Origin of the sequence: Streptomyces sp. NRRL F-2580, assembly GCF_000720115.1 — a bacterium.
Lineage (GTDB): Bacteria > Actinomycetota > Actinomycetes > Streptomycetales > Streptomycetaceae > Streptomyces.
Genome location: NZ_JOIR01000004.1, coordinates 240,643 through 266,311, shown reverse-complemented (window position 1 = coordinate 266,311; position 25,669 = coordinate 240,643). Strand labels below are relative to the sequence as shown.

The 25,669-nt window shown below is 70.8% G+C and carries 23 protein-coding genes and 4 tRNA genes; 10 read left to right on the top strand and 17 right to left on the bottom strand.

Annotated elements, in window-relative coordinates; genetic code table 11:
* Window positions 1-140 precede the first annotated feature (140 nt).
* The 5 genes from IF88_RS0105990 to IF88_RS0105970 form a co-directional block, all read right to left on the bottom strand.
* Complete coding sequence (locus IF88_RS0105990) at window positions 141-2,282, bottom strand: DEAD/DEAH box helicase (protein WP_030708001.1); 2,142 nt, start codon at window positions 2,280-2,282, stop codon at window positions 141-143.
* 297 nt (window positions 2,283-2,579) lie between these two features.
* A complete protein-coding gene (locus IF88_RS0105985; protein ID WP_030708000.1) occupies window positions 2,580-3,140 on the bottom strand; it encodes a hypothetical protein in 561 nt (186 codons plus the stop codon).
* 94 nt (window positions 3,141-3,234) lie between these two features.
* Complete coding sequence (crcB, locus tag IF88_RS0105980; RefSeq protein ID WP_030707999.1) at window positions 3,235-3,609, bottom strand: fluoride efflux transporter CrcB; 375 nt, start codon at window positions 3,607-3,609, stop codon at window positions 3,235-3,237.
* Entirely contained in the window at window positions 3,606-4,106 is a 501-nt protein-coding gene (locus IF88_RS0105975) for a FluC/FEX family fluoride channel (protein ID WP_030707998.1), read from the bottom strand. Before IF88_RS0105975 ends, crcB begins: the two co-directional genes overlap by 4 nt.
* On the bottom strand, window positions 4,103-4,453 hold the full coding sequence (locus IF88_RS0105970; RefSeq protein WP_030012899.1) for a metallopeptidase family protein: 351 nt from the start codon (window positions 4,451-4,453) through the stop codon (window positions 4,103-4,105). Before IF88_RS0105970 ends, IF88_RS0105975 begins: the two co-directional genes overlap by 4 nt.
* 128 nt (window positions 4,454-4,581) lie before the next feature.
* On the opposite strand from IF88_RS0105970, the gene IF88_RS0105965 reads away from it, so the two are divergent.
* The 3 genes from IF88_RS0105965 to IF88_RS0105955 all read left to right on the top strand — a co-directional run bounded on the left by IF88_RS0105965 (window position 4,582) and on the right by IF88_RS0105955 (window position 4,866).
* Window positions 4,582-4,654, top strand: a tRNA-Glu gene (locus IF88_RS0105965).
* Window positions 4,655-4,693: 39 nt separating this feature from the next.
* Window positions 4,694-4,767 (top strand) — tRNA-Asp (locus IF88_RS0105960).
* A gap of 22 nt (window positions 4,768-4,789) precedes the next feature.
* Window positions 4,790-4,866: transfer RNA gene (locus IF88_RS0105955), tRNA-Phe, on the top strand.
* Window positions 4,867-4,904: 38 nt separating this feature from the next.
* Here IF88_RS0105955 and IF88_RS0105950 read toward each other — a convergent pair.
* The 3 genes from IF88_RS0105950 to IF88_RS0105940 are packed head-to-tail and all read right to left on the bottom strand — an operon-like array spanning window position 4,905 to window position 6,929.
* Complete coding sequence (locus IF88_RS0105950) at window positions 4,905-5,741, bottom strand: cytochrome c biogenesis CcdA family protein (protein ID WP_030707996.1); 837 nt, start codon at window positions 5,739-5,741, stop codon at window positions 4,905-4,907.
* Complete coding sequence (locus tag IF88_RS0105945; protein WP_030707995.1) at window positions 5,738-6,463, bottom strand: DsbA family protein; 726 nt, start codon at window positions 6,461-6,463, stop codon at window positions 5,738-5,740. Before IF88_RS0105945 ends, IF88_RS0105950 begins: the two co-directional genes overlap by 4 nt.
* Before the next feature lie 55 nt (window positions 6,464-6,518).
* Entirely contained in the window at window positions 6,519-6,929 is a 411-nt protein-coding gene (locus IF88_RS0105940; protein ID WP_030707994.1) for a hypothetical protein, read from the bottom strand.
* Between the two features lie 111 nt (window positions 6,930-7,040).
* Between IF88_RS0105940 and hrpA the strand changes: the two genes are divergently transcribed.
* Complete coding sequence (gene hrpA / locus IF88_RS0105935) at window positions 7,041-10,976, top strand: ATP-dependent RNA helicase HrpA (RefSeq protein WP_030707992.1); 3,936 nt, start codon at window positions 7,041-7,043, stop codon at window positions 10,974-10,976.
* Window positions 10,977-11,045: 69 nt separating this feature from the next.
* A tRNA-Asp gene (locus IF88_RS0105930) sits at window positions 11,046-11,119 on the top strand.
* A gap of 603 nt (window positions 11,120-11,722) precedes the next feature.
* Here the strand turns inward: IF88_RS0105930 and bldC are convergent.
* Together bldC and IF88_RS0105920 are read right to left on the bottom strand one after the other, a co-directional pair.
* Window positions 11,723-11,929 carry a developmental transcriptional regulator BldC gene (gene bldC / locus IF88_RS0105925; protein ID WP_003949541.1) on the bottom strand — a complete coding sequence of 69 codons (207 nt, stop codon included), beginning with the start codon at window positions 11,927-11,929 and terminating at the stop codon, window positions 11,723-11,725.
* A 567-nt stretch (window positions 11,930-12,496) separates the two neighbouring features.
* Complete coding sequence (locus IF88_RS0105920) at window positions 12,497-13,351, bottom strand: hypothetical protein (protein WP_199808031.1); 855 nt, start codon at window positions 13,349-13,351, stop codon at window positions 12,497-12,499.
* A 207-nt stretch (window positions 13,352-13,558) separates the two neighbouring features.
* Between IF88_RS0105920 and IF88_RS0105915 the strand changes: the two genes are divergently transcribed.
* Together IF88_RS0105915 and IF88_RS0105910 are read left to right on the top strand one after the other, a co-directional pair.
* Window positions 13,559-14,653 carry a Leu/Phe/Val dehydrogenase gene (locus IF88_RS0105915; protein WP_030707987.1) on the top strand — a complete coding sequence of 365 codons (1,095 nt, stop codon included), beginning with the start codon at window positions 13,559-13,561 and terminating at the stop codon, window positions 14,651-14,653.
* 289 nt (window positions 14,654-14,942) lie between these two features.
* Complete coding sequence (locus IF88_RS0105910; RefSeq protein WP_030707985.1) at window positions 14,943-15,206, top strand: DUF3073 domain-containing protein; 264 nt, start codon at window positions 14,943-14,945, stop codon at window positions 15,204-15,206.
* A 92-nt stretch (window positions 15,207-15,298) separates the two neighbouring features.
* Here IF88_RS0105910 and purM read toward each other — a convergent pair whose 3' ends face one another.
* Window positions 15,299-16,369: a phosphoribosylformylglycinamidine cyclo-ligase gene (gene purM, locus IF88_RS0105905; RefSeq protein WP_030707983.1), complete on the bottom strand. Its 1,071-nt coding sequence runs from the start codon at window positions 16,367-16,369 to the stop codon at window positions 15,299-15,301.
* A gap of 105 nt (window positions 16,370-16,474) precedes the next feature.
* Complete coding sequence (purF, locus tag IF88_RS0105900) at window positions 16,475-17,992, bottom strand: amidophosphoribosyltransferase (protein WP_030707981.1); 1,518 nt, start codon at window positions 17,990-17,992, stop codon at window positions 16,475-16,477.
* A 148-nt stretch (window positions 17,993-18,140) separates the two neighbouring features.
* Between purF and IF88_RS49295 the strand changes: the two genes are divergently transcribed.
* The 3 genes from IF88_RS49295 to IF88_RS0105890 all read left to right on the top strand — a co-directional run bounded on the left by IF88_RS49295 (window position 18,141) and on the right by IF88_RS0105890 (window position 20,399).
* Window positions 18,141-18,236: a putative leader peptide gene (locus IF88_RS49295; protein WP_324617183.1), complete on the top strand. Its 96-nt coding sequence runs from the start codon at window positions 18,141-18,143 to the stop codon at window positions 18,234-18,236.
* A 116-nt stretch (window positions 18,237-18,352) separates the two neighbouring features.
* On the top strand, window positions 18,353-19,786 hold the full coding sequence (locus IF88_RS0105895; RefSeq protein WP_030707979.1) for a sulfatase-like hydrolase/transferase: 1,434 nt from the start codon (window positions 18,353-18,355) through the stop codon (window positions 19,784-19,786).
* A 19-nt stretch (window positions 19,787-19,805) separates the two neighbouring features.
* Window positions 19,806-20,399 (top strand): HIT family protein, encoded by a 594-nt coding sequence (locus IF88_RS0105890; RefSeq protein ID WP_051836506.1) that lies wholly within the window; start codon window positions 19,806-19,808, stop codon window positions 20,397-20,399.
* Between the two features lies 1 nt (window position 20,400).
* Here the strand turns inward: IF88_RS0105890 and IF88_RS0105885 are convergent, their stop codons facing one another.
* The 5 genes from IF88_RS0105885 to purS all read right to left on the bottom strand — a co-directional run bounded on the left by IF88_RS0105885 (window position 20,401) and on the right by purS (window position 25,339).
* A complete protein-coding gene (locus tag IF88_RS0105885; RefSeq protein WP_051836504.1) occupies window positions 20,401-21,213 on the bottom strand; it encodes an META domain-containing protein in 813 nt (270 codons plus the stop codon).
* A gap of 46 nt (window positions 21,214-21,259) precedes the next feature.
* Window positions 21,260-22,051, bottom strand: coding sequence for a maleylpyruvate isomerase family mycothiol-dependent enzyme (locus tag IF88_RS0105880; protein WP_030707974.1), 792 nt, complete (start codon window positions 22,049-22,051; stop codon window positions 21,260-21,262).
* Window positions 22,052-22,164: 113 nt separating this feature from the next.
* A complete protein-coding gene (gene purL, locus IF88_RS0105875) occupies window positions 22,165-24,414 on the bottom strand; it encodes a phosphoribosylformylglycinamidine synthase subunit PurL (RefSeq protein WP_030707972.1) in 2,250 nt (749 codons plus the stop codon).
* Window positions 24,411-25,091: a phosphoribosylformylglycinamidine synthase subunit PurQ gene (gene purQ, locus IF88_RS0105870; RefSeq protein ID WP_030707971.1), complete on the bottom strand. Its 681-nt coding sequence runs from the start codon at window positions 25,089-25,091 to the stop codon at window positions 24,411-24,413. Before purQ ends, purL begins: the two co-directional genes overlap by 4 nt.
* Before the next feature lie 2 nt (window positions 25,092-25,093).
* Window positions 25,094-25,339, bottom strand: coding sequence for a phosphoribosylformylglycinamidine synthase subunit PurS (gene purS, locus IF88_RS0105865; RefSeq protein WP_030009438.1), 246 nt, complete (start codon window positions 25,337-25,339; stop codon window positions 25,094-25,096).
* Window positions 25,340-25,669 lie beyond the last annotated feature (330 nt).

Below are 25,669 nucleotides of genomic sequence, written 5' to 3'. Positions count from 1 at the left end.
CCAGGAAGTGCGCAGGGGCGGTCGCGGGTTCCGCGTCGCCGTGCCCCCACCGCAAAAAGTGTGGGGATCGTAGCAACACGCGGCAGGGCCCCCACGACCGGAGTCGTGGGGGCCCTGTCAGGAGTTCAGCTCAGCTGGGGTCAGCCGTTGCGCTTCCAGCGCGGCTTGTCGTCGCGGCGGCCGCCGAAGCCGCCGGCGGAACCGGAGCCGGAGCCGGACGGACGGTGACGCTCGCCACCACGGTCGTCGCGGTTGAAGCCACCGGACGGACGGTCGTCACGACGGAAGCCACCACCGGACGGACGGTCGCCACCGGAGCGGAAGCCACCGGACGGACGGTCGTCGCGGCGGAAGCCGCCACGCTCGCCACCACGGTCGTCGCGGTTGAAGCCACCGGACGGACGGTCGTCACGACGGAAGCCACCACCGGACGGACGGTCGCCACCGGAACGGAAGCCACCGGACGGACGGTCGTCGCGGCGGAAGCCGCCACGCTCGCCACCACGGTCATCGCGGTTGAAGCCACCGGACGGACGGCCGCCGCGGTCGCCGCGGTCGCCTCGGTCGTCACGGCGGAAGCCGCCACGGTCGCCGCCGCGGTCACCACGGTCACCGCGGTTGTCACGACGCTCGAAGTTGCCGCGGTCGTCGCGCTGGGCGCGCTGCTCCTCGCGGCGCTCCTGGGCGGCGATCTCGGCGGCAGCGGCGGCGGCAGCAGCCGCGACCTCGGCCTCGGCGGCCTCGGCCACCTCGGCGACAGCGGCCTCGGGGTCCTCGCCGCGCTCACGGGCGGAGCGGGCGACCAGGCGGTCGGCCTCCTCGCGGAGCTCGACGGCACGGCGCGACAGGCGCTCCAGCTGCTTGGTGAGCTCGGCGACCTCGCGCTCGGCCTGCTTGGCGGCGTTGTTCGCGGAGTCGGCCTGGACCTCGGTCAGCGAACGGGCACCGGTGATCTCGGCGACCTCCGGGTCGAAGGCGCCGACGCCCTGGACGATGTGACGCGTGGCGTCGACGCCCGCGTCCTCCATCAGGCGGAAGATCTGGCGGCGCTGGTGCGGCAGGGCGAGGGAGACCACGACACCCGACTTGCCGGCGCGGGCGGTACGGCCCGAGCGGTGCAGGTAGTCCTTGTGGTCGCCGGCCGGGTCCACGTTCAGGACCAGGTCGATGCCGTCGACGTGGATGCCGCGGGCGGCGACGTCGGTGGCGACGAGCGCGTTGACGTAGCCGTCCTTGAAGTCGGCGAGGACGCGGGTACGGGCGCCCTGGGTCATGCCGCCGTGCAGCGCGTCGGCCTTCACGCCGGACTCGACGAGCTGCTCGGCGATGCGGTCGGCGCCCAGCTGGGTGCGGACGAAGATGATGGTGCGGCCCTTGCGGGCGGCGATGGCGGCCGTGACCGGCGCCTTGTCCTTCGGCTTCACGACGAGGACGTGGTGCGTCATGGTCGTGACGTTGCCCTGCGCGCTGTCGACCTCGTGCGTGACGGGGTTGGTCAGGTAGCGCTTGACCAGGGTGCCGATCTCGTTCTCCATGGTGGCGGAGAAGAGCATGCGCTGGCCGCCGCCGGGGATCTGGTCGAGCAGCTCGGTGACCTCGGGCAGGAAGCCGAGGTCGGCCATCTGGTCGGCCTCGTCGAGGACGGCGATCTTGACGTTCTCCAGGGAGCAGGCGCCACGGTTGATGATGTCGCGCAGACGGCCCGGGGTGGCGACGAGGACGTCGACACCGCGCTCCAGGGCGTAGATCTGGTTGCTCATGGAGGTACCGCCGCAGACGACCTTCATCTTCAGGCCGAGCACGTCGCCGTAGGGCTGGAGGGCGTCCGCGACCTGCATCGCGAGCTCACGGGTCGGCGTGAGGATGATCGCGCGGGGCTTCTTCTTCTCGGTGTGACCGCCGGCCAGGGAGGCCAGGGTCGGCAGACCGAAGGAGAGGGTCTTGCCGGAGCCGGTGCGGCCACGGCCGAGGATGTCCTTGCCGGCCAGGGCGTCCGGGATGGTCGCGGCCTGGATCGGGAAGGGGGCGGTGACGCCGTTCTGGGCGAGCTTGCGCACGATGCCCTCGGGCAGACCGAGGTCTCCGAAGGTGATCGAGGGCTCGGCGTCAGCGGCGTCGTCGTCGAAGTCGGTGTCGGCGTCGATGGAGTCCTCGACGGACTCACCGTTCGTCACGTCGGCCTCAAGGGCCTCGATGATCTCGTCGGCCTCTGCGGCCTCGATGGCCTCGGTGACCACAAGGGCCTCGGCGTCGACGATCTCGTTGGAGTCGTTCTCGGGCATGACGGAACGGTCAGAACTGGAAATGGACATGCGAAATGCGAAACCTTCCGGAGTCTCGGCACGCGCCCAAACTCCGTGAATCGCAAATCGACCGCCTCAATGCGGTCAGCCACGGCTAGGGAGAGTACGCGCCACACGGCGCTCTTCGGATTCGGCGCCGGGCAATGGGATCAAACGATCTATAACCATACGCACCCTCCCCCGGGTCTGGCAAGTCGGTCCGACCGAAACACCCCTGACCTGCGAAAACACCCCGCGCCGGCTACCCCGCCCGACCCCGGAGGGCTCCCGGCGGCCCTAGGGCTGGGGCGCCGGCTGGGTCGTCGGCTCGGGCTGCGGACTCGGCGGCTCCGGCGTGGGTTCCGTCACAGGGGGCGTCGTCGCCGGGGGCTGCGGGGTCGGGCTGGCCGGCTGCTGCCCACCGCCGGAACCGCCCGATCCGCCGGAGCCCCCGGAGCCGCCCGACCCACCGGAACCGCCCGATCCGCCCGATCCGCCCGCCGGGGGCTCCTGCGGGCCCTGCCCGCCCGCGCCGCCCCCCGCGCCCGCCGAGGGCGCGGGCACGCCGGGCTGGCCGCTCGGCGCCCCCGGGCTGGGCGAGGCCCCGGTCGCGCCGGAGGCCTTGCCGTCCTCCTTGGGCTTGCCGTTCCCCGTACCGTCCTTCGTGCCGTGCCCGTTGCCGTGGACCCCGGAGCCCCGCCCGGTGACGGTCGCGCCCGCCTCGGCGCCGCCCCGGCGGTCCGCCGACGAGGAGGGACCGGGCTTCGCCGCGTCCTCGCCGACGCTCATGCAGCCGGCCGTCGCCGCGACCGCGAGCGCGGTGACGGCCAGTCGGAGGGAAGCGGACAACTGGCGCACGGGGGCACCTCCGGAGCCTGAGGGTGAGAGTCCGCATGAGCGGGTCAATGTGCCCAACTCCCTTTGACCCGCAAGGGACACGCCCTCGGCGCCCTCAGCCGAACAGCTGCTCCGCCACCTGCGACCCGAGGTGCACCGCGCCGAGCCCCACCAGCACCGACATCACCACGTTCGCCGCCGCCAGGAACCGCCAGCCGCGCTCGGCCAGCCGCAGCGTCTCGTACGAGAAGGTCGAGTACGTGCTCAGCGCCCCGCACAGCCCGGTCCCCAGCAGCAGTTGGAGCCGCGAGGAGGCGGCCCCCGCCAGCAGCGCGCCGGTCAGCACCCCGAGCAGCAGACAGGCGGCCGCGTTGACCACGAAGGTGCCCCACGGGAAGACGGAGTCGTGCCGCGCCTGCACCGCACGGTCCGTCAGATAGCGCAGCGGCGCCCCGACGACCGCGCCCACCACCACGAGCAGCCAGTTCACCGGGCCGCCCGGCCCGGCCGCCGGCCGCCGCCGTCCCCGACCGCGAGCCGGGTCACCGCGGCCGCCGCCCACACCGCGCCCAGCGCCGCCACCACCGTGAGTCCGGCGTAGGCCAGCGCGGTTCCCGCGTCCCCCTCGTCGAGGAGCCGCGAGAAGTCCACCGCGTAGGTGGAGAAGGTGGTGAAGCCGCCCAGCACCCCGACCCCGGCGAAGGGCCGCAGCAGCGGATGCGGCGCGGTCCGGCCGCCCTCGCTGATCAGGACCATCAGTACGCCGATCAGCGCGCACCCGGACGTGTTGATCCAGAGGGTCGCCCACGGGAAGGCCCCGGGCCCGGCCGGCCACAACAGGGCGACCCCGTAGCGCGCCGCGGCCCCGACCGCCCCGCCCGCCGCCACCGCCGCGAGCACCCGGCCCTGCGGCTCGGCGCGCTGTGCGGGGACGTGCAGGTCGACGTCCGGGTCGATCGCCTCGGCGCCGGGGACCGGCCGGGTCACCCGTACCCCAGCGCGTGCAGCCGCTCGTCGTCGATCCCGAAGTGGTGGGCGATCTCGTGCACCACGGTGACCTCCGTCTCCGCGACCACGCTCTCCCGGTCCTCGCACATCCGCAACGTGGGGTTGCGGTAGATGGTGATCCGGTCCGGCAGCACCCCGGCGTACCACTCGCCGCGGTCCGTCAGCGGAGTCCCCTCGTACAGCCCGAGCAGCTCCGGGTCATCGGCGGGCGGCTCGTCCTCGACGAACACCGCCACGTTGTCCATCAGCCGCGTCAGCTCCGGCGGGATCCGGTCCAGCGCCTCTGCGACGAGCTCTTCGAACTCCTCGCGCGTCATCTCCAGCACCCGGTCATTGTCCCTCCGGTGGGGGCGCCTCCCGCTTGCGGGGGAGAAACCGTTTTGGCGATAGCTCCCCGGATCCCATATGCTTCTCACGTCCCCGACGCGCTGAAGAAGTGCCCGGCGGGCCTTTAGCCCTCATCGTCTAGTGGCCCAGGACGCCGCCCTTTCAAGGCGGTAGCACGGGTTCGAATCCCGTTGGGGGTACGCATTACCGTGTGCAAGACTTGTTCTCGCACACTGCAAGGTCCTGTGGAGCAGTTGGTTAGCTCGCCACCCTGTCAAGGTGGAGGTCGCGGGTTCAAGTCCCGTCAGGATCGCTGAAGCCGGAAACGGTTTCGTGGCTGGGTAGCTCAGTTGGTACGAGCGATCGCCTGAAAAGCGATAGGTCGCCGGTTCGACCCCGGCCCCAGCCACCATCAGGAAGGCCCCGTCCATTGGACGGGGCCTTCCTTCGTTACTCGGCCTCACCCGTGGGGCCGGAGCGGCGGCGCCACTGCACCAGGCCGACGGTGAGCGCGCCCGCCGCGACCAGCCCGAGCAGCGCCCAGTCCGGGACCGCGTCCGCCACCGAGCCGACCCACTGCTCCACCGCGAACGAGTCGTCCACGTCCAGCAGCCCCGGCAGCGCGCTCGCCCCGTCGTAGACGAGGAACAGCGCGCCCAGGGTGATGAAGAACAGCCCGGACAGCAGCGAGGTGGTGTGCAGCTCGAAGCGGCCCACCGTGAAGGCCCGCCCGCGCAGCCAGCGTCGCCGGCCCAGCTCGAACCGCTCCCACAGCAGGGCCATCAGGAAGAGGGGCACCGCCATGCCCAGCGCGTAGACCGCCAGCAGCAGGCCGCCGTAGACGGGGCTGCCGCTGACCGCCGCGATCGTCAGGACGCTGCCGACGATCGGCCCGGCGCAGAAGCCGGCCAGCCCGTAGACCGCGCCGAGCGCGTACACCGACAGGGCGGTGGTCGGCCGGATCCGGCCCGACAGGTCCGAGATCCGCTTCGAGGCGAAGCCCAGGCCCAGGATCTGCGCGAGCCCGAGCGCGATGATCAGCCAGCCGCCGGCGAGGACGAGCAGGTCACGGTTGCCGTGGAAGAACCGCCCGGCGTACGAGCCGGCCGCCCCCAGCGGTACGAGGGTGCTCGCGAGGCCCGCGTAGAAGATCCCGGTGCGCGCCAGCAGCCGGGAGGCCGAGTCGATCGAGTACGCGAAGAAGGCCGGCAGGAGCAGCGCGCTGCACGGGCTGAGCAGCGCGAGCAGGCCGCCCAGCAGGGCGGCCAGGTATCCGATGTCGGTCACTGCTTCGCCGCCGCGGCCTTGGCCTCGGCGATGGCGGCCGTGAAGGTGCCGAGCGGCTGGGCGCCGGCGATCGGCTTGCCGCCCAGCAGGAAGGACGGGGTGGAGGTGACGCCGATGCGGTAGCCCTCTTCCTGGTCCTTGCGCAGGGCCGCCGCGGCCTGCTCGCCGGCCATGTCCGTCTTGAAGCGCTCCAGGTCGGGGACCCCGGCCTCCCGGGCCAGCTCCAGGAGCCGCGCCTCGGCGAAGCCCTTCTCCTTGGAGCCGTCGGCGTACGCGGCCGCGTGGAAGGCGGTGAACCGGTCCTGCTGCCCGGCCGCCCAGGCGGCCTTGGCGGCGGCCTCGGAGTCGGCGCCGAAGATCGTGAAGTTGCGCCACTCGATGCGCAGGGTGCCTTCCTCGACGTACTTCTTCACCAGTTCGGGTTCGGTGTCCCGGGCGAACTTGCCGCAGTAGCCGCACTTGAAGTCGGAGTACTCGATGAGCACGACGGGCGCGTCGGCGCGGCCCACGGCGAGCTTGTCGCCGGACTCGCGGCGGGCCAGTGCCCTGAGCTCGGCGGCGGGGTCGGTCCGGGGCGCGGCGGCGGCGGAGGAGCCGGCGGAGCGCTTCTCGGCGGGGGCGGTGGCCTGCCAGGAGACGAGGCCGAGGGTGATCGCGGCGACGGCGACCCCGGCGGCGTACAGGAGGGGCTTGCGGGAGGAGGAACGGGAGGAAGAGGACACGCGGGTGCTCCAGTGCTGCGGGTGGTGAGGCGGACCGGTCGGGGGAGCGGCCCTCCTAGACCCGCATCACGGACAGCTCCACCGGGCCGGGCGCCGGCCGGTCCGGACCGCGTACGAGGACCCGTACGGGCATCGGCACGTACGGCCGCGCCCCCTCGGGCACCGGCCGCGCCGGCGGGAGGTGCGCGTGCTCGCCCCCGGCCCGGGCCGGGGCGGCGGGGAGCCCGCCGTGATCGTGGGATCCGGGGGCGCAGGCCGGACCGCCGTCGTCGGGGGCCGCGAGGAATCCGGAGGCGACGGCCACCGCCGGGCCCGAGGCCGCCTTCAGGGCCGCCGCCGGGCCCGCCGGGGCGGGCGCGGGAGCGGACGCGGCCGGGAGCAGCACCGCGAGCACCGCCACCGCCACCGCCAGGCCGACCCACACCGTCAGAGCGGCGGCGCGGGCCGATCGGCGGGGGCGGGACAAGGTGGGCTGCCTCTCATACGTACGGCTGACTGAGTCGTCCCGAAATGGTACGGGTCAGCCCGACAAATGCGTTCGCCACCCGGAGGGCCCAGGTGAGATCCTCGATCAGGTATGTCTACTTCCTTCGCCGCCCTGCAGACGCTTCTCGGTGAGATCTCCCTCCGTGACGCGCACCGCCTCGGCCGCCGCCTCGAAGGCGCCCGCCGTATCCGCAAGCCCGAGGCCAAGCAGGCCGTGCTCGACGAGATCGCCGCGGAGGCCGCGAAGGCCGCCGAGCGACTGGCCGGCCGTGCCTCGCGGATGCCGGAGGTCACGTATCCCGAGAACCTGCCCGTCAGCCAGAAGAAGGACGAGATCGCCGAGGCGATACGCGACCACCAGGTCGTGATCGTCGCCGGTGAGACCGGTTCCGGCAAGACCACGCAGATCCCCAAGATCTGCATGGAGCTGGGCCGTGGCGTCCGGGGCATGATCGGGCACACCCAGCCCCGCCGGATCGCGGCGCGCACCGTCGCGGAGCGCATCGCGGAGGAGCTGAAGTCCGAGATCGGCCAGACCGTCGGCTGGAAGGTCCGGTTCACCGACCAGGTGGACCAGGACGCGACCTTCGTGAAGCTGATGACGGACGGCATCCTGCTCGCCGAGATCCAGACGGACCGCGAGCTGCGCGCGTACGACACGATCATCATCGACGAGGCCCACGAGCGGTCGCTGAACATCGACTTCCTGCTCGGCTACCTGGCCACGCTGCTGCCCAAGCGCCCCGACCTCAAGGTGATCATCACCTCGGCGACGATCGACCCCGAGCGGTTCTCCCGGCACTTCGGCGACGCGCCGATCGTCGAGGTCAGCGGGCGGACGTACCCGGTGGAGGTCCGCTACCGGCCCCTCCTCGAAGAAGATTCCGAGGACAGCGACCGCGACCAGATCACCGCGATCTGCGAGGCCGTGGACGAGCTGCAGTCCGAGGGGGCGGGCGACATCCTGGTCTTCCTCTCCGGCGAGCGCGAGATCCGCGACACCGCGGACGCCCTGAACAAACGGAACCTCCGCTTCACGGAAGTCCTCCCCCTCTACGCGCGCCTCTCGCACGCCGAGCAGCACCGCGTCTTCCAGCAGCACACCGGCCGCCGGATCGTCCTCGCCACGAACGTCGCCGAGACCTCCCTGACCGTCCCGGGCATCAAGTACGTGATCGACCCGGGCACCGCCCGGATCTCCCGCTACAGCCACCGCACCAAGGTCCAGCGGCTGCCGATCGAGCGGATCTCGCAGGCCAGCGCCAACCAGCGCAAGGGCCGCTGCGGCCGCACCTCCGACGGCATCTGCATCCGGCTGTACTCCGAGGGCGACTTCAACGCCCGCCCGGAGTTCACCGACGCCGAGATCCTGCGCACGAACCTGGCCTCCGTCATCCTCCAGATGACCGCGGCCGGCCTCGGCGAGATCGAGAAGTTCCCCTTCATCGACCCGCCGGACCACCGCAACATCCGCGACGGCGTGCAGCTCCTCCAGGAGCTCGGGGCGCTCGACCCGGCCGAGAAGGACCCCGAGAAGCGGCTCACCCAGATGGGCCGCCAGCTCTCCCAGCTCCCGGTGGACCCGCGGCTCGCCCGCATGGTCATCGAGGCCGACAAGAACAACTGCGTCCGCGAGGTCATGGTCATCGCGGCGGCCCTGTCCATCCAGGACCCGCGCGAGCGGCCCTCGGACAAGCAGACCCAGGCCGACCAGAACCACGCCCGCTTCAAGGACGAGACCAGCGACTTCCTCTCGTACCTGAACATGTGGCGCTACGTCCGCGAACAGCAGAAGGAGCGCGGCTCCTCCTCCTTCCGCCGGATGTGCAAGCAGGAGTACCTGAACTTCCTTCGGATCCGCGAATGGCAGGACATCTACTCGCAGCTGCGCACGGTCGCCAAGACGATGGGCATCCACGTCAACGAGGCCGACGCCCCCGAGCAGGTCATCCACGTCTCGCTGCTGGCCGGTCTGCTGTCCCACATCGGGCTGAAGGACACCGACAAGAACGAGTACCTGGGAGCCCGCTCGGCGAAGTTCGCGATCTTCCCCGGCTCCTCGCTCTTCAAGAAGCAGCCGAAGTTCGTGATGTCGGCCGAGCTGGTGGAGACCTCGCGGCTGTGGGCCCGGGTGAACGCCAAGGTGGAGCCCGAGTGGGTGGAGCCGCTGGCCCAGCACCTGATCAAGCGCACGTACAGCGAGCCGCACTGGGAGAAGGACCAGGCGGCCGTGATGGCGTACGAGAAGGTCACGCTGTACGGCGTGCCGATCGTCGCCCAGCGGAAGATCAACTACGGCCGGATCGACCCCGAGGTCTCGCGCGAGCTCTTCATCCGCAACGCGCTGGTCGAGGGCGACTGGCGCACGCACCACAAGTTCTACGCGGACAACCGCAAGCTCCTCACCGAAGTGGAGGAGCTGGAGAACCGGGCCCGACGCCGCGACATCGTCGTGGACGACGAGACCCTCTTCGACTTCTACGACCAGAAGATCCCCGCCCACGTGGTCTCCGGGGCGCACTTCGACTCGTGGTGGAAGCACAAGAAGCGCGAGGAGCCCGAACTCCTCGACTTCGAGCGGGAGATGCTGCTCACCGAGAAGGCGGCCGGGGTCACCAAGGCCGACTACCCGGACACCTGGCGGCAGGGGCAGCTGAAGTTCCGGGTGACCTACCAGTTCGAGCCGGGCGCGGACGCGGACGGCGTGACCGTCCACATCCCGCTCCAGGTGCTGAACCAGGTCACGGACGAAGGCTTCGACTGGCAGATCCCGGGCCTGCGCGAGGAGGTCGTCACCGAGCTGATCCGCTCGCTGCCGAAGCCGATCCGCCGGCACTACGTGCCCGCGCCGAACTTCGCGACGCGCTTCCTCGACACGGCGGTGCCGCTGCAGGAGCCGCTGCCCGTCACGCTGGCGCGCGAGCTCCAGCGGATGGTGGGGGTCCCGGTCTCGGCCGAGGACTTCGACCTCGGCCGGATCCCGGACCACCTCAAGATCACCTTCCGGATCGTCGACGAGCGCCGCAAGAACCTCGCCGAGGACAAGGACCTGGAGGCCCTGAGGCTCGCTCTGAAGCCCAAGGCCCGCCAAGCCCTCTCCAAGGCCGCCGCGGCCACCGCCGAGCGGGCGGGCGGAGAGTCGGTGGAGCGGACCGGGCTGACGGACTGGACGATCGGCACGCTGACCAAGGTGTTCGAGACCCGCCGGGCCGGTCAGCCGGTGAAGGCGTACCCGGCGCTGGTGGACGAGGGCGCGAGCGTGTCCGTACGGCTCTTCGACACCGAGGCCGAGCAGCAGCAGGCGATGTGGCTGGGCACCCGGCGCCTCATCCTGCTGAACATCCCGGTGAACCCGGCGAAGTTCGCCTCGGACCACCTGACCAACCAGCAGAAGCTGGCCCTGTCCAGGAACCCGCACGGCTCCATCCAGGCGCTGTTCGACGACTGCGCGACCGCGGCGACCGACAAGCTGATCGCGGACCACGGCGGCCCCGCGTGGGACGAGACGGGCTTCCGGCGGCTCTACGAGGCGGTCCGCGCCGACCTCGTGGACACGACCGTGCGGACGGTGGGCCAGGTCCAGCAGGTGCTGGCCGCCTGGCAGGCCTGTGAGCGCCGTCTGAAGGCCACCAACAGCCTCGCCCTGGTCGCCAACATCCAGGACGTCAGGACGCAGCTGGCGGCGCTCATGCCGGCCGGGTTCGTCACGCTCACCGGGCTGCGCCGGCTGCCGGACCTGATGCGCTATCTGGTGGCGGTGGACCGGCGGCTCCAGCAGATGCCCACGGGCGTCCAGCGCGACACCACGCGCATGGAGAAGGTCCACGAGATGCAGGACGAGTACGCCTGGCTGCTGGAGCAGCTGCCGAAGGGGCGGCCGGTGCCGGCGACGGTCACCGACATCCGCTGGATGATCGAGGAGCTGCGGGTCAGTTACTTCGCGCACGCCCTCGGGACGGCCTATCCGATCTCCGACAAGAGGATCGTGAAGGCGGTGGACGCGGCGGCCCCGCCGTCGGTCAGGTGAGCCGGTTCGACTGCACCCCCTGAGCTGCGGTACAGTCTGATTCGCAGCCGCCGAGCGGCCGCAAATCAAGGACCTGTGGAGCAGTTGGTTAGCTCGCCACCCTGTCAAGGTGGAGGTCGCGGGTTCAAGTCCCGTCAGGTTCGCAGAAACGTCAGGGCCCGCATCCCCAGGGGATGCGGGCCCTGACGCGTTGGCGGGCCAACACCCGGACGCCCTGCGGCTCCGGGGCCGCGACAGGCTCGCACGGAGCCGGTACGCGGCCCGTACGCGGTCGGTACGCGGTCCGTACGAGCACGAGGCCGTATGACGGCGCCGGCGCCGCCCGTGGGAGCCGTGAGGGCCGCGGGAGCCGTGGCGCACCCCTGTGGCGGCTCCGGGGGAGAATCCCCCGTTCGCGTGATGCGCCCTGCGAGGCACGTCCCCTTTACGGGGTGCATTACCGGATATACAAGAGTGATCATCTGTGACGGGTGTCACCGCACGAGTTTTTGAGACTCCGACTTTTATCGCATCCCTACGCCCGCTCGATTTAATATGTGCAATGGCACCCGCCCCCGTCGAGCTCCACGCAGCGGTCCGCACCGCCCTGACCTGGGCATAAAAAAGATCGCGCTGGACCCGGCGGAGTCCAGCGCGATCGAACGACAGGGACCTGTTGGGGCAGGCTCCGTCGTATGAAGCTATGTGGGTTTCATCGGATTGGGGGACCCGATATAGACCCGTTAAAGCGGGGTGTTAACGCGACCTCAGGCCTCGCTGCGCTGCTGCGGAATTCCCGCGAGCAGTGCGCGAACCTCGGCCTCGCGGTATCGGCGGTGTCCACCCAGGGTGCGGATGGACGTGAGCTTGCCAGCCTTGGCCCAGCGGGTGACCGTCTTCGGGTCCACGCGGAACATCGTGGCAACCTCAGCCGGGGTCAGCAGCGGCTCGGCATCAGGGGTGCGAGCGGTCATGAGCGGCCTCCTCGGGAGAACCGAACCATCTCGGTTCTTTCCTCTAAATTCTGCACCTTGGCCCGCGTTGCCCGAAATGGACATACGCGGGCCGAGTCGGTTATAGGACGAACGGCTTGTCCTCGGCACTACAACTACACCATCCGTCCAGCCTCGATGGCCAAACCGACGGAATTGCCCTCCGAGGTGTTCATCAGCGGCGGAAGCCGATGGACCGTCCCATAACGGACAGTCACCCCACTGTGACGATCAGTCACAGAGCGATCAGGAGTCGCCAGACCCCCCGTAGAGCGCAATGCCGAGCATTCCGCCCTTAGTTGGACGGAAGGAACCCTCCCCGGACTCCTTGTCCTATTTTGGCACGAGGGTAGGGGAAGGGCGCAAGGGTGTGGTTAGTGCGGTCCGTCACGCTTGGGCCAATGGCCCGTATCGGGACGTAGGTCCTGGTACTACGTCCCAAATCTTACGATCAGGGCCCTGATCAGCCATTATGGGCCGATCGACCGTTACGCCACAGTACGTACGCGGGCCATCGGGGAGAAAAAAGCCACACAGCCCACTTTCGGCCTAATTCGCGAAAAGTCGCTCCCGGACCGCCCGCCAGCGCTCCGCCAGCTCCCCGTACGCCTCGGACGCCCCCTCCCTGTCCCCGTCCCGCAGGGCCGCGATCCCCGCCGCCAGGTCCCCGGCCGAGCGGTCGGCCGCGAGCCGGTCCGCCGGCAGCGCGTGCAGCAGCCCGCCGTAGTCCAGCTCGACCATCGACCTCGGGTGGAACTCCTCCAGCCAGCTCCCGACCTCCACCAGCCCCTCGGCGAGCATCCCGTACCCCTCCGCGTCGCGCAGGGTCCGCAGGGCCCGGGCGAGCCGCCGGCGGGCCTGCACCATCGGCGTCCGGTAGCGCAGCCGCTCCCCCGGCACGTACTCCCGCTCCTCGTCCGCCACCAGGACGAACCAGCGCAGCGGGATCTGCCACACGCCCGTCCGGATCCAGGGGCGCGCGTCCGGGTTCCGCTCGCGCCAGCGCTCGTACTCCTCGGCCGCCCGCCGACGCGTCCCCGGCGGCAGCGCGGCGTCCAGCACCGGAAGCGGGAACGACGCGACCAGTTCCTCCAGCGCCAGCCAGCCGCGCAGCCGGGTGCGCCACGGGCAGACCAGCAGCACCCCGTCGACTTCCGCCGTGAAGGCGTCCTCGCTCTCGTGCGCCGGCACCCCCACCACGGGGACCCGCACCAAGTCCGCGAGCGACTTGCGCAGTTCGTCCTGGGCCGTCGGGGTCACCCCGCGCCGGGCGTAGGCGGCCCAGTGCGTGCGCTCCGGCTCCGCGAAGGCGGCCAGGGGCTCGTAGACGCGCAGGTAGGAGGCGTACGGGACGGTCGGCGTCGAGCGCGCGGACGGCAGCAGGGGTTCGGAGGATTCGCTCACGCTCTCGTACTCCCCTCTTTGAGGGTCCGGTTCACCTCCGGGGTGCTCCCGGCCCGGCCCCGGGGGCGCTCGTACTGCGAGTGTGTTCCGATCCCCGGACAGGTCGCCTACGCGGGGCCCGCAGGTCTTACTCTGCTCCCAGCACGCCCTCCCCCACCCGCAGGGCGGGCGTCTTTCCGCCGCATCTCTTCCATGGGAGTCACCACCGTGACCGAAATGACCGACGGCGTCCTGCACACCCTGTTCCGTACGGAACAGGGCGGCCACGAGCAAGTCGTGCTGTGCCAGGACCGAGCCTCCGGCCTGAAGGCCGTCATCGCGATCCACTCCACCGCCCTGGGCCCGGCCCTCGGCGGTACGCGCTTCCACGCGTACGCCTCGGACGAGGAGGCCGTCCTCGACGCGCTGAACCTCTCGCGCGGCATGTCGTACAAGAACGCCCTCGCCGGTCTCGACCTCGGCGGCGGCAAGGCCGTCATCATCGGCGACCCGGACGTCATCAAGAGCGAGGAACTGCTCCAGGCCTACGGCCGGTTCGTGGAGTCCCTCGGCGGCCGCTACGTGACCGCCTGCGACGTCGGCACCTACGTGGCCGACATGGACGTCGTGGCCCGCGAGACCCGCTGGGCGACCGGCCGCTCCCCCGAGAACGGCGGCGCGGGCGACTCCTCGGTCCTCACCGCCTTCGGCGTCTTCCAGGGCATGCGCGCCAGCGCCCAGCACCAGTGGGGCGACCCGACGCTGCGCGACCGCAAGGTCGCCGTGGCCGGTGTCGGCAAGGTCGGTCACTACCTGGTCGAGCACCTGCTGGCGGACGGCGCCCAGGTCGTGATCACGGACGTGCGCGAGGAGTCGGTGCGCCGGATCCTCGACAAGCACCCGGGCAAGGTCACCGCGGTCGCCGACACGAACGCGCTGATCCGCGTCGAGGGCCTGGACATCTACGCCCCCTGCGCGCTCGGCGGCGCCCTGAACGACGAGACGGTCCCCGCCCTCACCGCCAAGATCGTCTGTGGTGCGGCGAACAACCAGCTCGCGCACCCGGGCATCGAGAAGGACCTCGCGGACCGCGGCATCCTCTACGCGCCCGACTACGTGGTCAACGCCGGCGGGGTCATCCAGGTCGCCGACGAGCTGCACGGCTTCGACTTCGACCGCTGCAAGGCCAAGGCCACGAAGATCTTCGACACCACGCTGGAGATCTTTGCTCGCGCGAAGGCGGATGGCATCCCGCCGGCCGCTGCGGCCGACCGGATCGCCGAGCAGCGAATGGCGGACGCCCGCGCCGCCCGCGCCCTCTAGGCCCCTATCGGGCCCCCGGGTGCGCCCGCCGGGGTGCGGCGAGACGGAACTCACTGCACTTCGGCGGGTCGCCCGCCAGGAAAAGGTTAAAATCGCAGCTGACCAGCGAGGACGGGGCGCCTCGTTGGTTCTGCACCGGGGCGCGTCATGCGGGCGGCGTACCGTATGGCCGCGGAAGCAGGTACCGTTAAACCCCTACGGACGGTCTCTCCACGGAGAGCCCGCTCCGAACCATGAACGCGTGTCAGACTCTGGGGCCGTCGAGCCCCGTCACCGAGGGGGTCGAGCCATGGGGCGCGGCCGGGCAAAGGCCAAGCAGACGAAGGTCGCCCGCCAGCTGAAGTACAGCAGCGGCGGGACTGACTTGTCGCGTCTGGCCAACGAGCTGGGCGCATCGACCGCGGAACCGCTGCCTGTCAGCGAGCCGGTCGAGGTAAACGACGACGAGCTGGACGAGGACGACCCGTACGCTCGGTACGCGGAGCTCTACAACCGCGATGACGACGACGAGGACGAAGAGTCCGGTCCGTCGGCTCACCGCCGTGGGGCTTGACGCGCGGATCCTTCTGCACGGCAGCATCTGCGTCTGACAAAACATCGAAACCCGGTCCAGGGCCTGCGCCCCGGACCGGGTTTCCGTGCTGCTCAGCCCGCGTAGGACCCGGTCAGGGTCGCGCCCTCGGCGTGGTCGCCGCGGTCCAGGATCTCGCCGGCGACCCAGGCGTCGACGCCCCGGTCGGCCAGCGCGGTCAGGGCCACGTCCACCGACTCCTGCGGGACCACGGCCATCATGCCGACGCCCATGTTCAGCGTCTTCTCCAGCTCCAGCTGCTCCACCTGCCCGGCCTTGCCGACCAGGTCGAAGATCGCGCCGGGGGCCCAGGTCGAACGGTCGACCGTGGCGTGCAGGTGGTCCGGGATGACCCGGGCCAGGTTGGCCGCGAGGCCGCCGCCGGTGATGTGCGAGTAGGCGTGCACCTCGGCCGTGCGGGTGAGCGCCATGCAGTCCAGCGAGTAGATCTTGGTGGGCTCCAGGAGCTCCTCGCCCAGGGTGCGGCCGAGCTCCTCGACGTGCTGGTCCAGGGACATCCCGGCCCGGTCGAAGAGGACGTGCCGGACGAGTGAGTACCCGTTCGAGTGAAGGCCGGACGATGCCATGGCGATGACGGCGTCACCCGTACGGATGCGATCCGCGCCGAGCAGGCGGTCGTACTCGACGACACCGGTGCCGGCGCCCGCCACGTCGAAGTCGTCCGGGCCCAGCAGGCCGGGGTGCTCGGCGGTCTCGCCGCCCACCAGGGCGCAGCCGGCGAGGACGCAGCCCTCGGCGATGCCCTTGACGATGGCCGCGACCCGCTCGGGGTGGACCTTGCCCACGCAGATGTAGTCGGTCATGAAGAGCGGCTCGGCGCCGCAGACGACGATGTCGTCCATGACCATCGCGACCAGGTCGTGGCCGATGGTGTCGTACACGCCGAGCTGACGGGCGATGTCCACCTTGGTGCCGACGCCGTCGGTGGCCGAGGCGAGCAGCGGGCGCTCGTAGCGCTTGAGGGCGGAGGCGTCGAAGAGGCCGGCGAAGCCGCCGAGGCCGCCGAGGACCTCGGGGCGCTGCGTCTTCTTCACCCACTCCTTCATCAGTTCGACGGCGCGGTCGCCCGCTTCGATGTCCACGCCTGCGGCTGCGTAGCTGGCACCGGTGGTCTTCTCTGTCATGACAGGAGAGAGCTTTCGTGTCGTTACTGCGTGTGGTGCTGGGCCCCCGGAGAAGCCTCAAAGAGAGGGCCCAGCGCAGGTTGAGCAGGGCGAACCGAGAATCGCCTACGGACGGCGGAGCGCGTCGGCGGCGTCGGTGCCGCCCGCGAGCTCGGTCTCCAGGAGCTGCTTGCCCAGGAGCTGCGGGTCGGGCAGGTCCATCGGGTACTCGCCGTCGAAGCAGGCACGGCAGAGGTTGGGCTTCTGGATGGTGGTCGCCTCGATCATCGCGTCGAGCGAGATGTAGGAGAGGGAGTCCGCGCCCAGCGACGTGGCGATCTCGTCGACCGTCATGCCGTTGGCGATCAGCTCGGCCCGCGTGGCGAAGTCGATGCCGAAGAAGCACGGCCACTTCACCGGCGGCGAGGAGATCCGGATGTGGACCTCCGCCGCGCCGGCCTCGCGGAGCATCTTGACGAGAGCGCGCTGGGTGTTGCCGCGGACGATCGAGTCGTCGACGACCACGAGGCGCTTGCCGCGGATGACTTCCTTGAGCGGGTTGAGCTTCAGGCGGATGCCGAGCTGGCGGATCGTCTGCGAGGGCTGGATGAAGGTCCGGCCCACGTAGGCGTTCTTGACCAGGCCGACGCCGTACGGGATCCCGCTGGCCTCGGCGTATCCGACGGCGGCCGGCGTACCGGACTCCGGCGTCGCTATCACCAGGTCGGCGTCGACCGGGGCTTCCTTGGCCAGGCGCCGGCCCATCTCGACACGCGAGAGGTAGACGTTCCGGCCGGCGATGTCGGTGTCCGGGCGCGCCAGGTAGACGTACTCGAAGACACAGCCCTTGGGCTTCGCTTCCGCGAATCGGGAGGTGCGCAGGCCGTTCTCGTCGATCGCGATGAGCTCGCCCGGCTCGACCTCGCGGACGAAGCTGGCGCCGCAGATGTCGAGGGCGGCGGTCTCGCTCGCGACCACCCAGCCGCGCTCCAGGCGGCCGAGGACCAGCGGGCGGATGCCCTGCGGGTCACGGGCGGTGTAGAGCGTCCCCTCGTCCATGAAGACGAGGGAGAAGGCGCCCTTGACCTTCGGGAGAACCTTGGTGGCCGACTCCTCGATCGTCAGGGGCTTGCCGTCCTCGTCGGTCTGCCCCGCGAGCAGGGCGGTGACCAGGTCGGTGTCATTGGTGGCGGCCACCTGGGTGGCACGCCCGTCCTGACGGGGGAGGTCGGCGACCATCTCGGCGAGCTCGGCGGTGTTCACCAGGTTGCCGTTGTGACCCAGGGCGATCGAGCCGTGGGCGGTCGCGCGGAAAGTGGGCTGCGCGTTCTCCCAGACGGAGGCCCCGGTGGTCGAATAGCGGGCGTGACCGACCGCGATATGACCTTGGAGCGAGCCGAGAGAGGTTTCGTCGAAGACTTGGGAAACGAGGCCCATGTCCTTGAAGACGAGGATCTGGGAACCGTTGCTCACAGCGATTCCCGCGGACTCTTGTCCGCGGTGCTGCAGTGCATACAGTCCGAAGTAGGTGAGCTTGGCGACCTCTTCACCCGGAGCCCAGACACCGAAGACGCCGCAAGCGTCCTGGGGGCCCTTTTCGCCGGGGAGCAGGTCGTGGTTGAGTCGTCCATCACCACGAGGCACGCTTCCGAGTGTAGGCGAGATCGACCACTGGTCCGAATTGGGGACGGCCGGGAAATGTCACAGCACAGAGGGTGACCGGACGCCTCCGTCTCGGTATTCGGATCACCTTGTTGACATGCACGAAGGCATTCGTACAGGCTCTCGGTCCATGCAGCCTCTCGGTGACCGCACCGTCACCCTCGTCGAGCGCCGGCACGTGGACCTGGTCCGTGTCGCGAGCGCCATCTGTCGCTGTTCCGCGTAGCCGCAACTCGTCTCCTCCTCTTCTCATTTCCGCTCCGCCCCGCCCTGCTCCGCCGTGCCGCGCGCCGTCCCGCGCCCCGCCCGGAGCCGGCCGGCGGACCGTGCCTTGGAGTACCTGTGTCTTCGTACGAGAACAAGCTGTCCCGTCGTGCCTTCGGAGGCGCCGTGGGCGTGAGCGCGGCGGGCGCCGCCGTGGGGCTGGGCGCCGCCCCCGCCGAGGCCGCGGAGGCCGCCGACGCCCCGGCCGCGGGCCCCCGGGAACGGGAGTTCCGGGCCGACCTCGGCCGGCGTGCCCGCAGGCCCAACATCCTGTTCGTCCTGGGGGACGACCTGGGCTGGGCCGACCTCTCCGCGTACGGCTCCCCGCACATCAAGACCCCGAACCTCGACCGGCTGGCCCGCCAGGGCGTCCGCTTCACCGACGCCTACTCGGGCTCCGCGACCTGCTCGCCGACCCGGTTCAGCCTGTACACCGGGCGCTACCCGGGCCGTACCAAGGGCGGGCTGGCCGAGCCGATCGCGGACAAGTCGGTGGGCCTCGACCCCACGCACCCGACGCTGGCCTCGCTGCTGAAGGGGGCCGGCTACGCCACCGCGCTGATCGGCAAGTGGCACGCGGGCTACCTGCCCGACTACAGCCCGACCCGGTCCGGCTGGGACGAGTTCTTCGGCAACTTCGGCGGGGCCCTGGAGTACTACTCCAAGCTGGGTCTGGCCGGCGAGTACGACCTCTACGAGGGCGACGCCGAGTACAAGGACCTGCGGTACTACACGCGGATCATCACGGAGCGGGCGAGCGAGTACGTCTCCCGCGACCACCACGGCAAGCCGTGGCTGCTGAACCTCAACTTCACCACCCCGCACTGGCCGTGGATCGCCGACGGGGACACCGAGGAGAGCGCCGAGATCGTCCGGCGGATCAAGGCGGGCGACGGCCGCGCCCTGTGGCACCAGGACGGGGGCTCCGTCGAGAAGTACAAGGAGATGGTCGAGGACCTCGACCGCTCGGTCGGCGAGGTGCTGAAGGCGCTGAAGCGCTCCGGCCAGGAGGAGGACACCCTGGTCGTCTTCTCCAGCGACAACGGCGGCGAGCGCTTCTCGTACAACTGGCCGCTGTCCGGCAACAAAGCCTCCCTGCAGGAGGGCGGGATCCGGGTGCCGAACATCGCGCGCTGGCCCGCCCGCCTGGACGGCGGCCAGGTCAGCCACGTTCCCGTGTTCAGCCCCGACTGGACCGCGACCCTGCTGGAGCTCGCCGGGGCCCGCCCGCACCCGGCCTACCCGCTGGACGGGGTGAGCCTGGCCGGCTACCTGCTGCGCGGCGAGAAGGTCGCCGAGCGGGACCTGTTCTGGCGGGTGCGGGGGGAGCGGGCGCTGCGCCGCGGCGACTGGAAGTACTACCGCGGCAAGGCGGGCAAGGACCAGCTGTTCAACCTGGCCGGTGACGTCCGCGAGCAGGCCGACAGGGCCGCCGTGGAACGGGCCCGCCTGGCACAGCTGCGGTCGGCCTGGGAACGCGTGGACGCCGGGCTGCTCCCCTACCCGGGCTGAGCCTTGCCATGATCGCTTCATGACCGAACCCAGTGAGTACGTACGCCGGTTGCCGATCGGCGAGCGGATACCCTTCCCCGCCGACGGCATCCCGCTCTGGGAGATCTTCCCTTACGAGGGGGACCTCCGTATCAAGGTGCTGGAGGAGCCGGTACTGCCCGAACCGCCCCGCAGAGGCGAGGCCGGGCCGGACTCCTGCGCCTCCTGCACCCGCCCCGACTCGGAGTTCCTCTGGACGGACGAGCACTGGCGGCTGCACGGCGAGCACGGGGCGCTGCCGGCCATGGTGCTGCTGTTGCCGCGCGGCCACCACGACCTGCTGGACCTGCCGGCCGAGCGAGCGGCCGAGCTCGGCGGGATGCTCCAGCGGGTGGAACGTGCGATCCGCACCCTGGGCGGGATCGCCCGTGTGCACGTGAACAAGTGGGGGGACGGCGGAGCCCATCTGCACGTGTTCCTGATCGCCCGACCCGAGGGGATGGTGCAGATGCGCGGGACGTGCCTGCCCCTGTGGGACGACGTGCTGCCGAAGCTCCCGGACGAGGTGTGGGCAGCATCCGCGCGCACCATCGCCGCCGCGATGGCGAAGGACGGCGGCACGGCGCACGTCTGAGTCACTCGGCGGCGGAGGAGGCCTTGGCGGTCAGGCCCGTGCCGTCCGGGGCGGTGAGGGTGAGGGTCCGGCCGTCGATCTTCGTGGTGAGCGGGCCGCTGCCGAACAGCGCGGTCAGCGTCCGCTCGACCTCGCCCGCCGGGCCCTCGCAGGCCATCCGGGTCGTGGTGAGCGGGCCGAAGGTGACCGTGGGGCCGTCCACGGTCGCCTTGGCGCTGAACCGGTTGCAGCCGAGGGTGCCGCCCGCGGTGCCGTCCGCGGCGATGGCGAACCGGGCCTTGCCGGCGGCCTCGGCGGGTACGGAGGACACGGTCTCCCCGCTGATCAGCGAGTCGACGGTCCAGTCGGTGACGATGAGCGGGGCGTCCGGGTCACGGGGCTGCGAGGTCATGGCGATGGTGCTCCCGTCGGCGGTCTTCAGGGTGAGCCGATCGGGCCCCCGGTCGATCGTCAGCCGGCCCGAGAACAGCTTGGCGAAGGCCGTCTCGAATTCCATGTCCGGGCAGGCCAGGGTGGTCGACATGCCGGGGGTGACGGTCAGGGCGGAGGTGCCGTCGAGGACGACCGCCGCCCGGAAACCGTTGCAGCCGTAGCTGCCCTTGGCCGTGTCCTGCGCGATGTCGACGCGGGCGGACTCGGGGGCGTGCAGGGTGCGGCCGCCGGTGGTCAGGGACTCGACGGCCCAGGAGCCCACGACGGCGGGCAGCGGGGCGCTCCCGCTCTCCGCGGTCTGGTCGCAGCCGGCCAGACCGAGGGCGAGTGCGAGTACGAGGGCCGGGCCCGCGGGGCCGTGGACGTGCCGGAAGGTACGCATGCCCCTGGGACGGACGGGGCGCCGGGTCGGTTCCGTCTGGCCGCGCTCAGCTCATCAGCGGGAGCAGCGCGGACAGATCGGCCCGCTCGCCGCCGGCGCTGACCCGCGCCCCGTCGAGTGCCTCGGCCCATCCCGTACGGCCGGTCGCGAGCCGGATCCAGGTGAGCGGGTCGGTCTCCACCACGTTCGGCGGGGTGCCGCGGGTATGGCGCGGCCCCTCGACGCACTGCACCACCGCGAAGGGCGGGATCCGTACCTCGACCGCGCCGCCTGGGGCCTTGAGCGCGAGGGCGTCGGCGAGCAGCCGGGTGCAGGCGGCCAGCGCCTGCCGCTCGATCGGGATGTCCAGTCCGGCGGCCCGGTTCAGGTCGTCGGTGTGGACCACCAGCTCGACGGTCCGGGTGACCAGGAAGTCGGCCAGGGTCATGTCCCCGATCCACAGGTCCAGCACGCGGGCGTCCGGGTTCGCCGCGAGCGCCTCGGCCATGCGGGCGCCCGCCCGCTCGTACAGCTCGGGCAGCGGGGCGCCGGCGAGGGTCTCCCGGGCCGCTTCGGAGATCTTCCCGGCGAGGGACGCGGTGGCGAAGGGCCATTCGACGGCGGACAGTTCGGCGAGGGCGGCGGGCGGCCGGGCGAGGCCGGCGGCCAGGGAGTCCGCGATCCAGGCGATGTGCGCGGCGAGGTCGGCGACGGTCCAGTCCCCGAGCCCGCTGGGCCGTGCCAGCTGCTCGGGTCCCAACTCCCCCACGGCCTTGCCGACATGCGCGAACTGCGCGGTGACGGCCGTGCGGATCCTGGCGGGGTCGAAGGTGCGCTGCTTCTTCCTGGCGGGCGGCATGCGGTGACCCTATCCGGGCGGCCCCGGCTCCGTGCGGCCGCACCGCGCGGCGGGGACAACGCCGAGGCCCCGCCCACGGGGGTGGGCGGGGCCTCGTACGAGCTGCGGCGGGATCAGGCCAGCAGGGCCGGGATCGTCGCCTCGTGGGCCTCGCGGAGCTCGGCCAGCGGGAGGGTGAACTCGCCCTGGACCTCGATCTCCTCGCCGTCCACCACGCCGATGCGGGCGACCGGCAGGCCCCGCGCACCGCACATGTCGGTGAAGCGGAGCTCCTCGCTGCGCGGTACGGCCACGATGGCCCGGCCCGCGGACTCGGAGAACAGGAAGGTGAAGGCGTCCAGGCCCTCGGGCACCACGATCCGGGCACCGTTGCCGCCGCGCAGGCAGGACTCGGTGAGCGCCTGGATCACGCCGCCGTCGGACAGGTCGTGCGCGGCGTCGATCATGCCGTCGCGGGAGGCCGAGATCAGGATCTCGGCGAGCAGCTTCTCGCGCGCCAGGTCCACCTTCGGCGGCATGCCGCCGAGGTGGTCGTGGACGACCTGGGACCAGGCCGAGCCGCCGAACTCCTCGGCCGTGTCGCCCAGCAGGTACAGCAGCTGGCCGGCCTCCGCGAACGCCATCGGCGTACGGCGGTTGACGTCGTCGATCACACCGAGGACCGCCACGACCGGGGTCGGGTGGATCGCGATGTCACCGGTCTGGTTGTACAGCGAGACGTTGCCGCCGGTCACCGGGGTGCCCAGCTCGAAGCAGCCGTCCGCGAGACCGCGGGTGGCCTCGGCGAACTGCCACATGACGCCCGGGTCCTCGGGGGAGCCGAAGTTCAGGCAGTCGGAGATGGCGAGCGGCTTGGCGCCGGTCGCGGCGACGTTGCGGTACGCCTCCGCCAGCGCGAGCTGCGCGCCCGTGTACGGGTCGAGCTTCGCGAAGCGGCCGTTGCCGTCGGTGGCCATGGCCACGCCGAGGTTCGACTCCTCGTCGATGCGGACCATGCCCGCGTCCTCGGGCTGCGAGAGCACCGTGTTGCCCTGCACGAAGCGGTCGTACTGGTCGGTGACCCAGGACTTCGAGGCCTGGTTCGGGGAGGAGACCAGCGCCAGGACCTGCGCCCGGAGCTCCTCCGAGGTCTGCGGACGGGGCAGCTTGCCCGCGTCGTCGGCCTGGAGGGCGTCCTGCCACTCGGGGCGGGCGTACGGACGGTGGTAGACCGGGCCCTCGTGGGCGACCGTGCCCGGGGGCACGTCCACGATCTGCTCGCCGTGCCAGAAGATCTCCAGGCGCTCGCCGTCGGTCACCTCACCGATGACGGTGGCGATGACGTCCCACTTCTCGCAGATCTCCATGAAGCGTTCGACGTACTGCGGCTCGACGATCGCGCACATGCGCTCCTGCGACTCGCTCATGAGGATTTCCTCGGGCGAGAGCGTCGCGTCGCGCAGCGGGACGGTGTCCAGCTCGACGCGCATGCCGCCGGAGCCGGCGGAGGCGAGCTCGGAGGTCGCGCAGGAGAGCCCGGCGCCGCCGAGGTCCTGGATGCCCGCGACCAGCTTCTCCTTGAAGATCTCCAGGGTGCACTCGATGAGGAGCTTCTCTTGGAAGGGGTCGCCGACCTGGACGGCGGGGCGCTTGGTCGGCTTCGTGTCGTCGAAGGTCTCGGACGCGAGGACCGAGACGCCGCCGATGCCGTCGCCGCCGGTCCGGGCGCCGTAGAGGATGACCTTGTTGCCGGGGCCGGAGGCCTTGGCGAGGTGGATGTCCTCGTGCTTCATCACGCCGATGCAGCCGGCGTTGACGAGCGGGTTGCCCTGGTAGCAGGCGTCGAAGACGACCTCGCCTCCGATGTTGGGCAGGCCCAGGCAGTTGCCGTAGCCGCCGATGCCCGCGACCACGCCCGGCAGGACGCGCTTGGTGTCGGGGTGGTCGGCCGCGCCGAAGCGCAGCGGGTCCACGACGGCGACCGGGCGGGCGCCCATGGCGAGGATGTCGCGGACGATGCCGCCGACGCCGGTGGCCGCGCCCTGGTAGGGCTCGATGTACGAGGGGTGGTTGTGCGACTCGACCTTGAAGGTGACCGCGTAGCCCTGGCCCACGTCGACGACGCCGGCGTTCTCGCCGATGCCGACGAGCATGGCGTCGTTCGGCGGGACCTTCTCGCCGAACTGCTTCAGGTGGACCTTGCTGCTCTTGTACGAGCAGTGCTCGGACCACATGACGGAGTACATGGCGAGCTCGGCGCCGGTGGGGCGGCGGCCGAGGATCTCCCGGATGCGGGCGTACTCGTCCTCCTTGAGGCCGAGTTCCTTCCACGGCTGGGAGGCGTCCGGGGTTTCGGTGGCGTTCTTGACGGTGTCGAGGCTCATGCGCTGACCAGCTTCTTCAGGACCGAGGTGAAGAACGGGAGGCCGTCGGTGAGACCGGTCCCGATCAGCGGCTCGACCGCGTGCTCGGGGTGCGGCATGAGGCCGACGACGTTGCCCGCGGCGTTGGTGATGCCGGCGATGTCGCGCAGCGAACCGTTCGGGTTGACGTCGACGTACCGGAAGGCCACTCGGCCTTCGGCCTCCAGCTCGTCGAGCACGCGCTCGTCGGCGACGTAGCGGCCGTCCATGTTCTTGAGCGGTACGGAGATCTCCTGGCCGGCGGTGTAGTCGCCGGTCCACGCGCTCTCCGCGTTCTCCACCCGCAGCTTCTGGTCGCGGCAGATGAAGTGCAGGTGGTTGTTCCGGAGCATCGCCCCCGGCAGCAGGTGGGCCTCGGTGAGGACCTGGAAGCCGTTGCAGATGCCGAGGACCGGCATGCCGCCCTTGGCCTGCTCGATGATGGTCTCCATCACCGGCGAGAAGCGGGAGATGGCCCCGGCGCGCAGGTAGTCCCCGTAGGAGAAACCGCCCGCGAGGACGACCGCGTCGACCTGGTGCAGGTCCTTGTCGCGGTGCCACAGCGAGACGGGCTCGGCCCCGGCGAGGCGGACGGCGCGCAGCGAGTCACGGTCGTCTAGCGTTCCGGGGAACGTGACGACTCCGATGCGAGTGGTCACCGTCAGGCCTCGACCTTCACGGTGAAGTCTTCGATGACGGTGTTGGCGAGGAACGTTTCGGCCATCTTGTGGATGCGGTCGAGGGCGGCCTGGTCGACCGGTCCCTCCACTTCCAGTTCGAAGCGCTTCCCCTGGCGGACGTCGGCGATCCCTTCGAAGCCCAGGCGCGGCAGTGCACGCTGCACCGCCTGGCCCTGGGGGTCGAGGATCTCCGGCTTGAGCATGACGTCGACTACGACGCGTGCCATCGGGCACTCCCGTGTGGTGGTTGGTGCGAAGGCGGTTCCATCAGCGTACCCGGCCAAAATTTCTACGCGGGTAGATATCCGAAGGGCGCGATCACCGGGCCGTTTGGGCTTCACCAACGCTTCGCAAAATCCGCCGGAAAACCGCGTACCCGGCATTGCGGCGGGACACGCGGAGAGAATTAACTGGGCTTCGCAATGCAATGGGAATCAAGGTACAAAGGAATCACTCCGGGCGAGTGACTTTTGCCGCTTCGCAACGGGGGATGAATGATGCATTGCCCCGAAACATCCACACAGGCGACATCGCCCACGTCAGCAGGTGGCGGCGTC

Bases quoted from the DNA above. Each gene is read 5' to 3' on its own strand.
- IF88_RS0105990 (WP_030708001.1), bottom strand. From the start codon at position 2,282: ATGCCCGAGAACGACTCCAACGAGATCGTCGACGCCGAGGCCCTTGTG.
- hrpA (WP_030707992.1), top strand. From the start codon at position 7,041: ATGTCTACTTCCTTCGCCGCCCTGCAGACGCTTCTCGGTGAGATCTCC.
- bldC (WP_003949541.1), bottom strand. From the start codon at position 11,929: ATGACCGCTCGCACCCCTGATGCCGAGCCGCTGCTGACCCCGGCTGAG.
- IF88_RS0105910 (WP_030707985.1), top strand. From the start codon at position 14,943: ATGGGGCGCGGCCGGGCAAAGGCCAAGCAGACGAAGGTCGCCCGCCAG.
- purM (WP_030707983.1), bottom strand. From the start codon at position 16,369: ATGACAGAGAAGACCACCGGTGCCAGCTACGCAGCCGCAGGCGTGGAC.
- IF88_RS49295 (WP_324617183.1), top strand. From the start codon at position 18,141: ATGCAGCCTCTCGGTGACCGCACCGTCACCCTCGTCGAGCGCCGGCAC.
- IF88_RS0105890 (WP_051836506.1), top strand. From the start codon at position 19,806: ATGACCGAACCCAGTGAGTACGTACGCCGGTTGCCGATCGGCGAGCGG.
- IF88_RS0105885 (WP_051836504.1), bottom strand. From the start codon at position 21,213: ATGCGTACCTTCCGGCACGTCCACGGCCCCGCGGGCCCGGCCCTCGTA.
- IF88_RS0105880 (WP_030707974.1), bottom strand. From the start codon at position 22,051: ATGCCGCCCGCCAGGAAGAAGCAGCGCACCTTCGACCCCGCCAGGATC.
- purL (WP_030707972.1), bottom strand. From the start codon at position 24,414: ATGAGCCTCGACACCGTCAAGAACGCCACCGAAACCCCGGACGCCTCC.
- purS (WP_030009438.1), bottom strand. From the start codon at position 25,339: ATGGCACGCGTCGTAGTCGACGTCATGCTCAAGCCGGAGATCCTCGAC.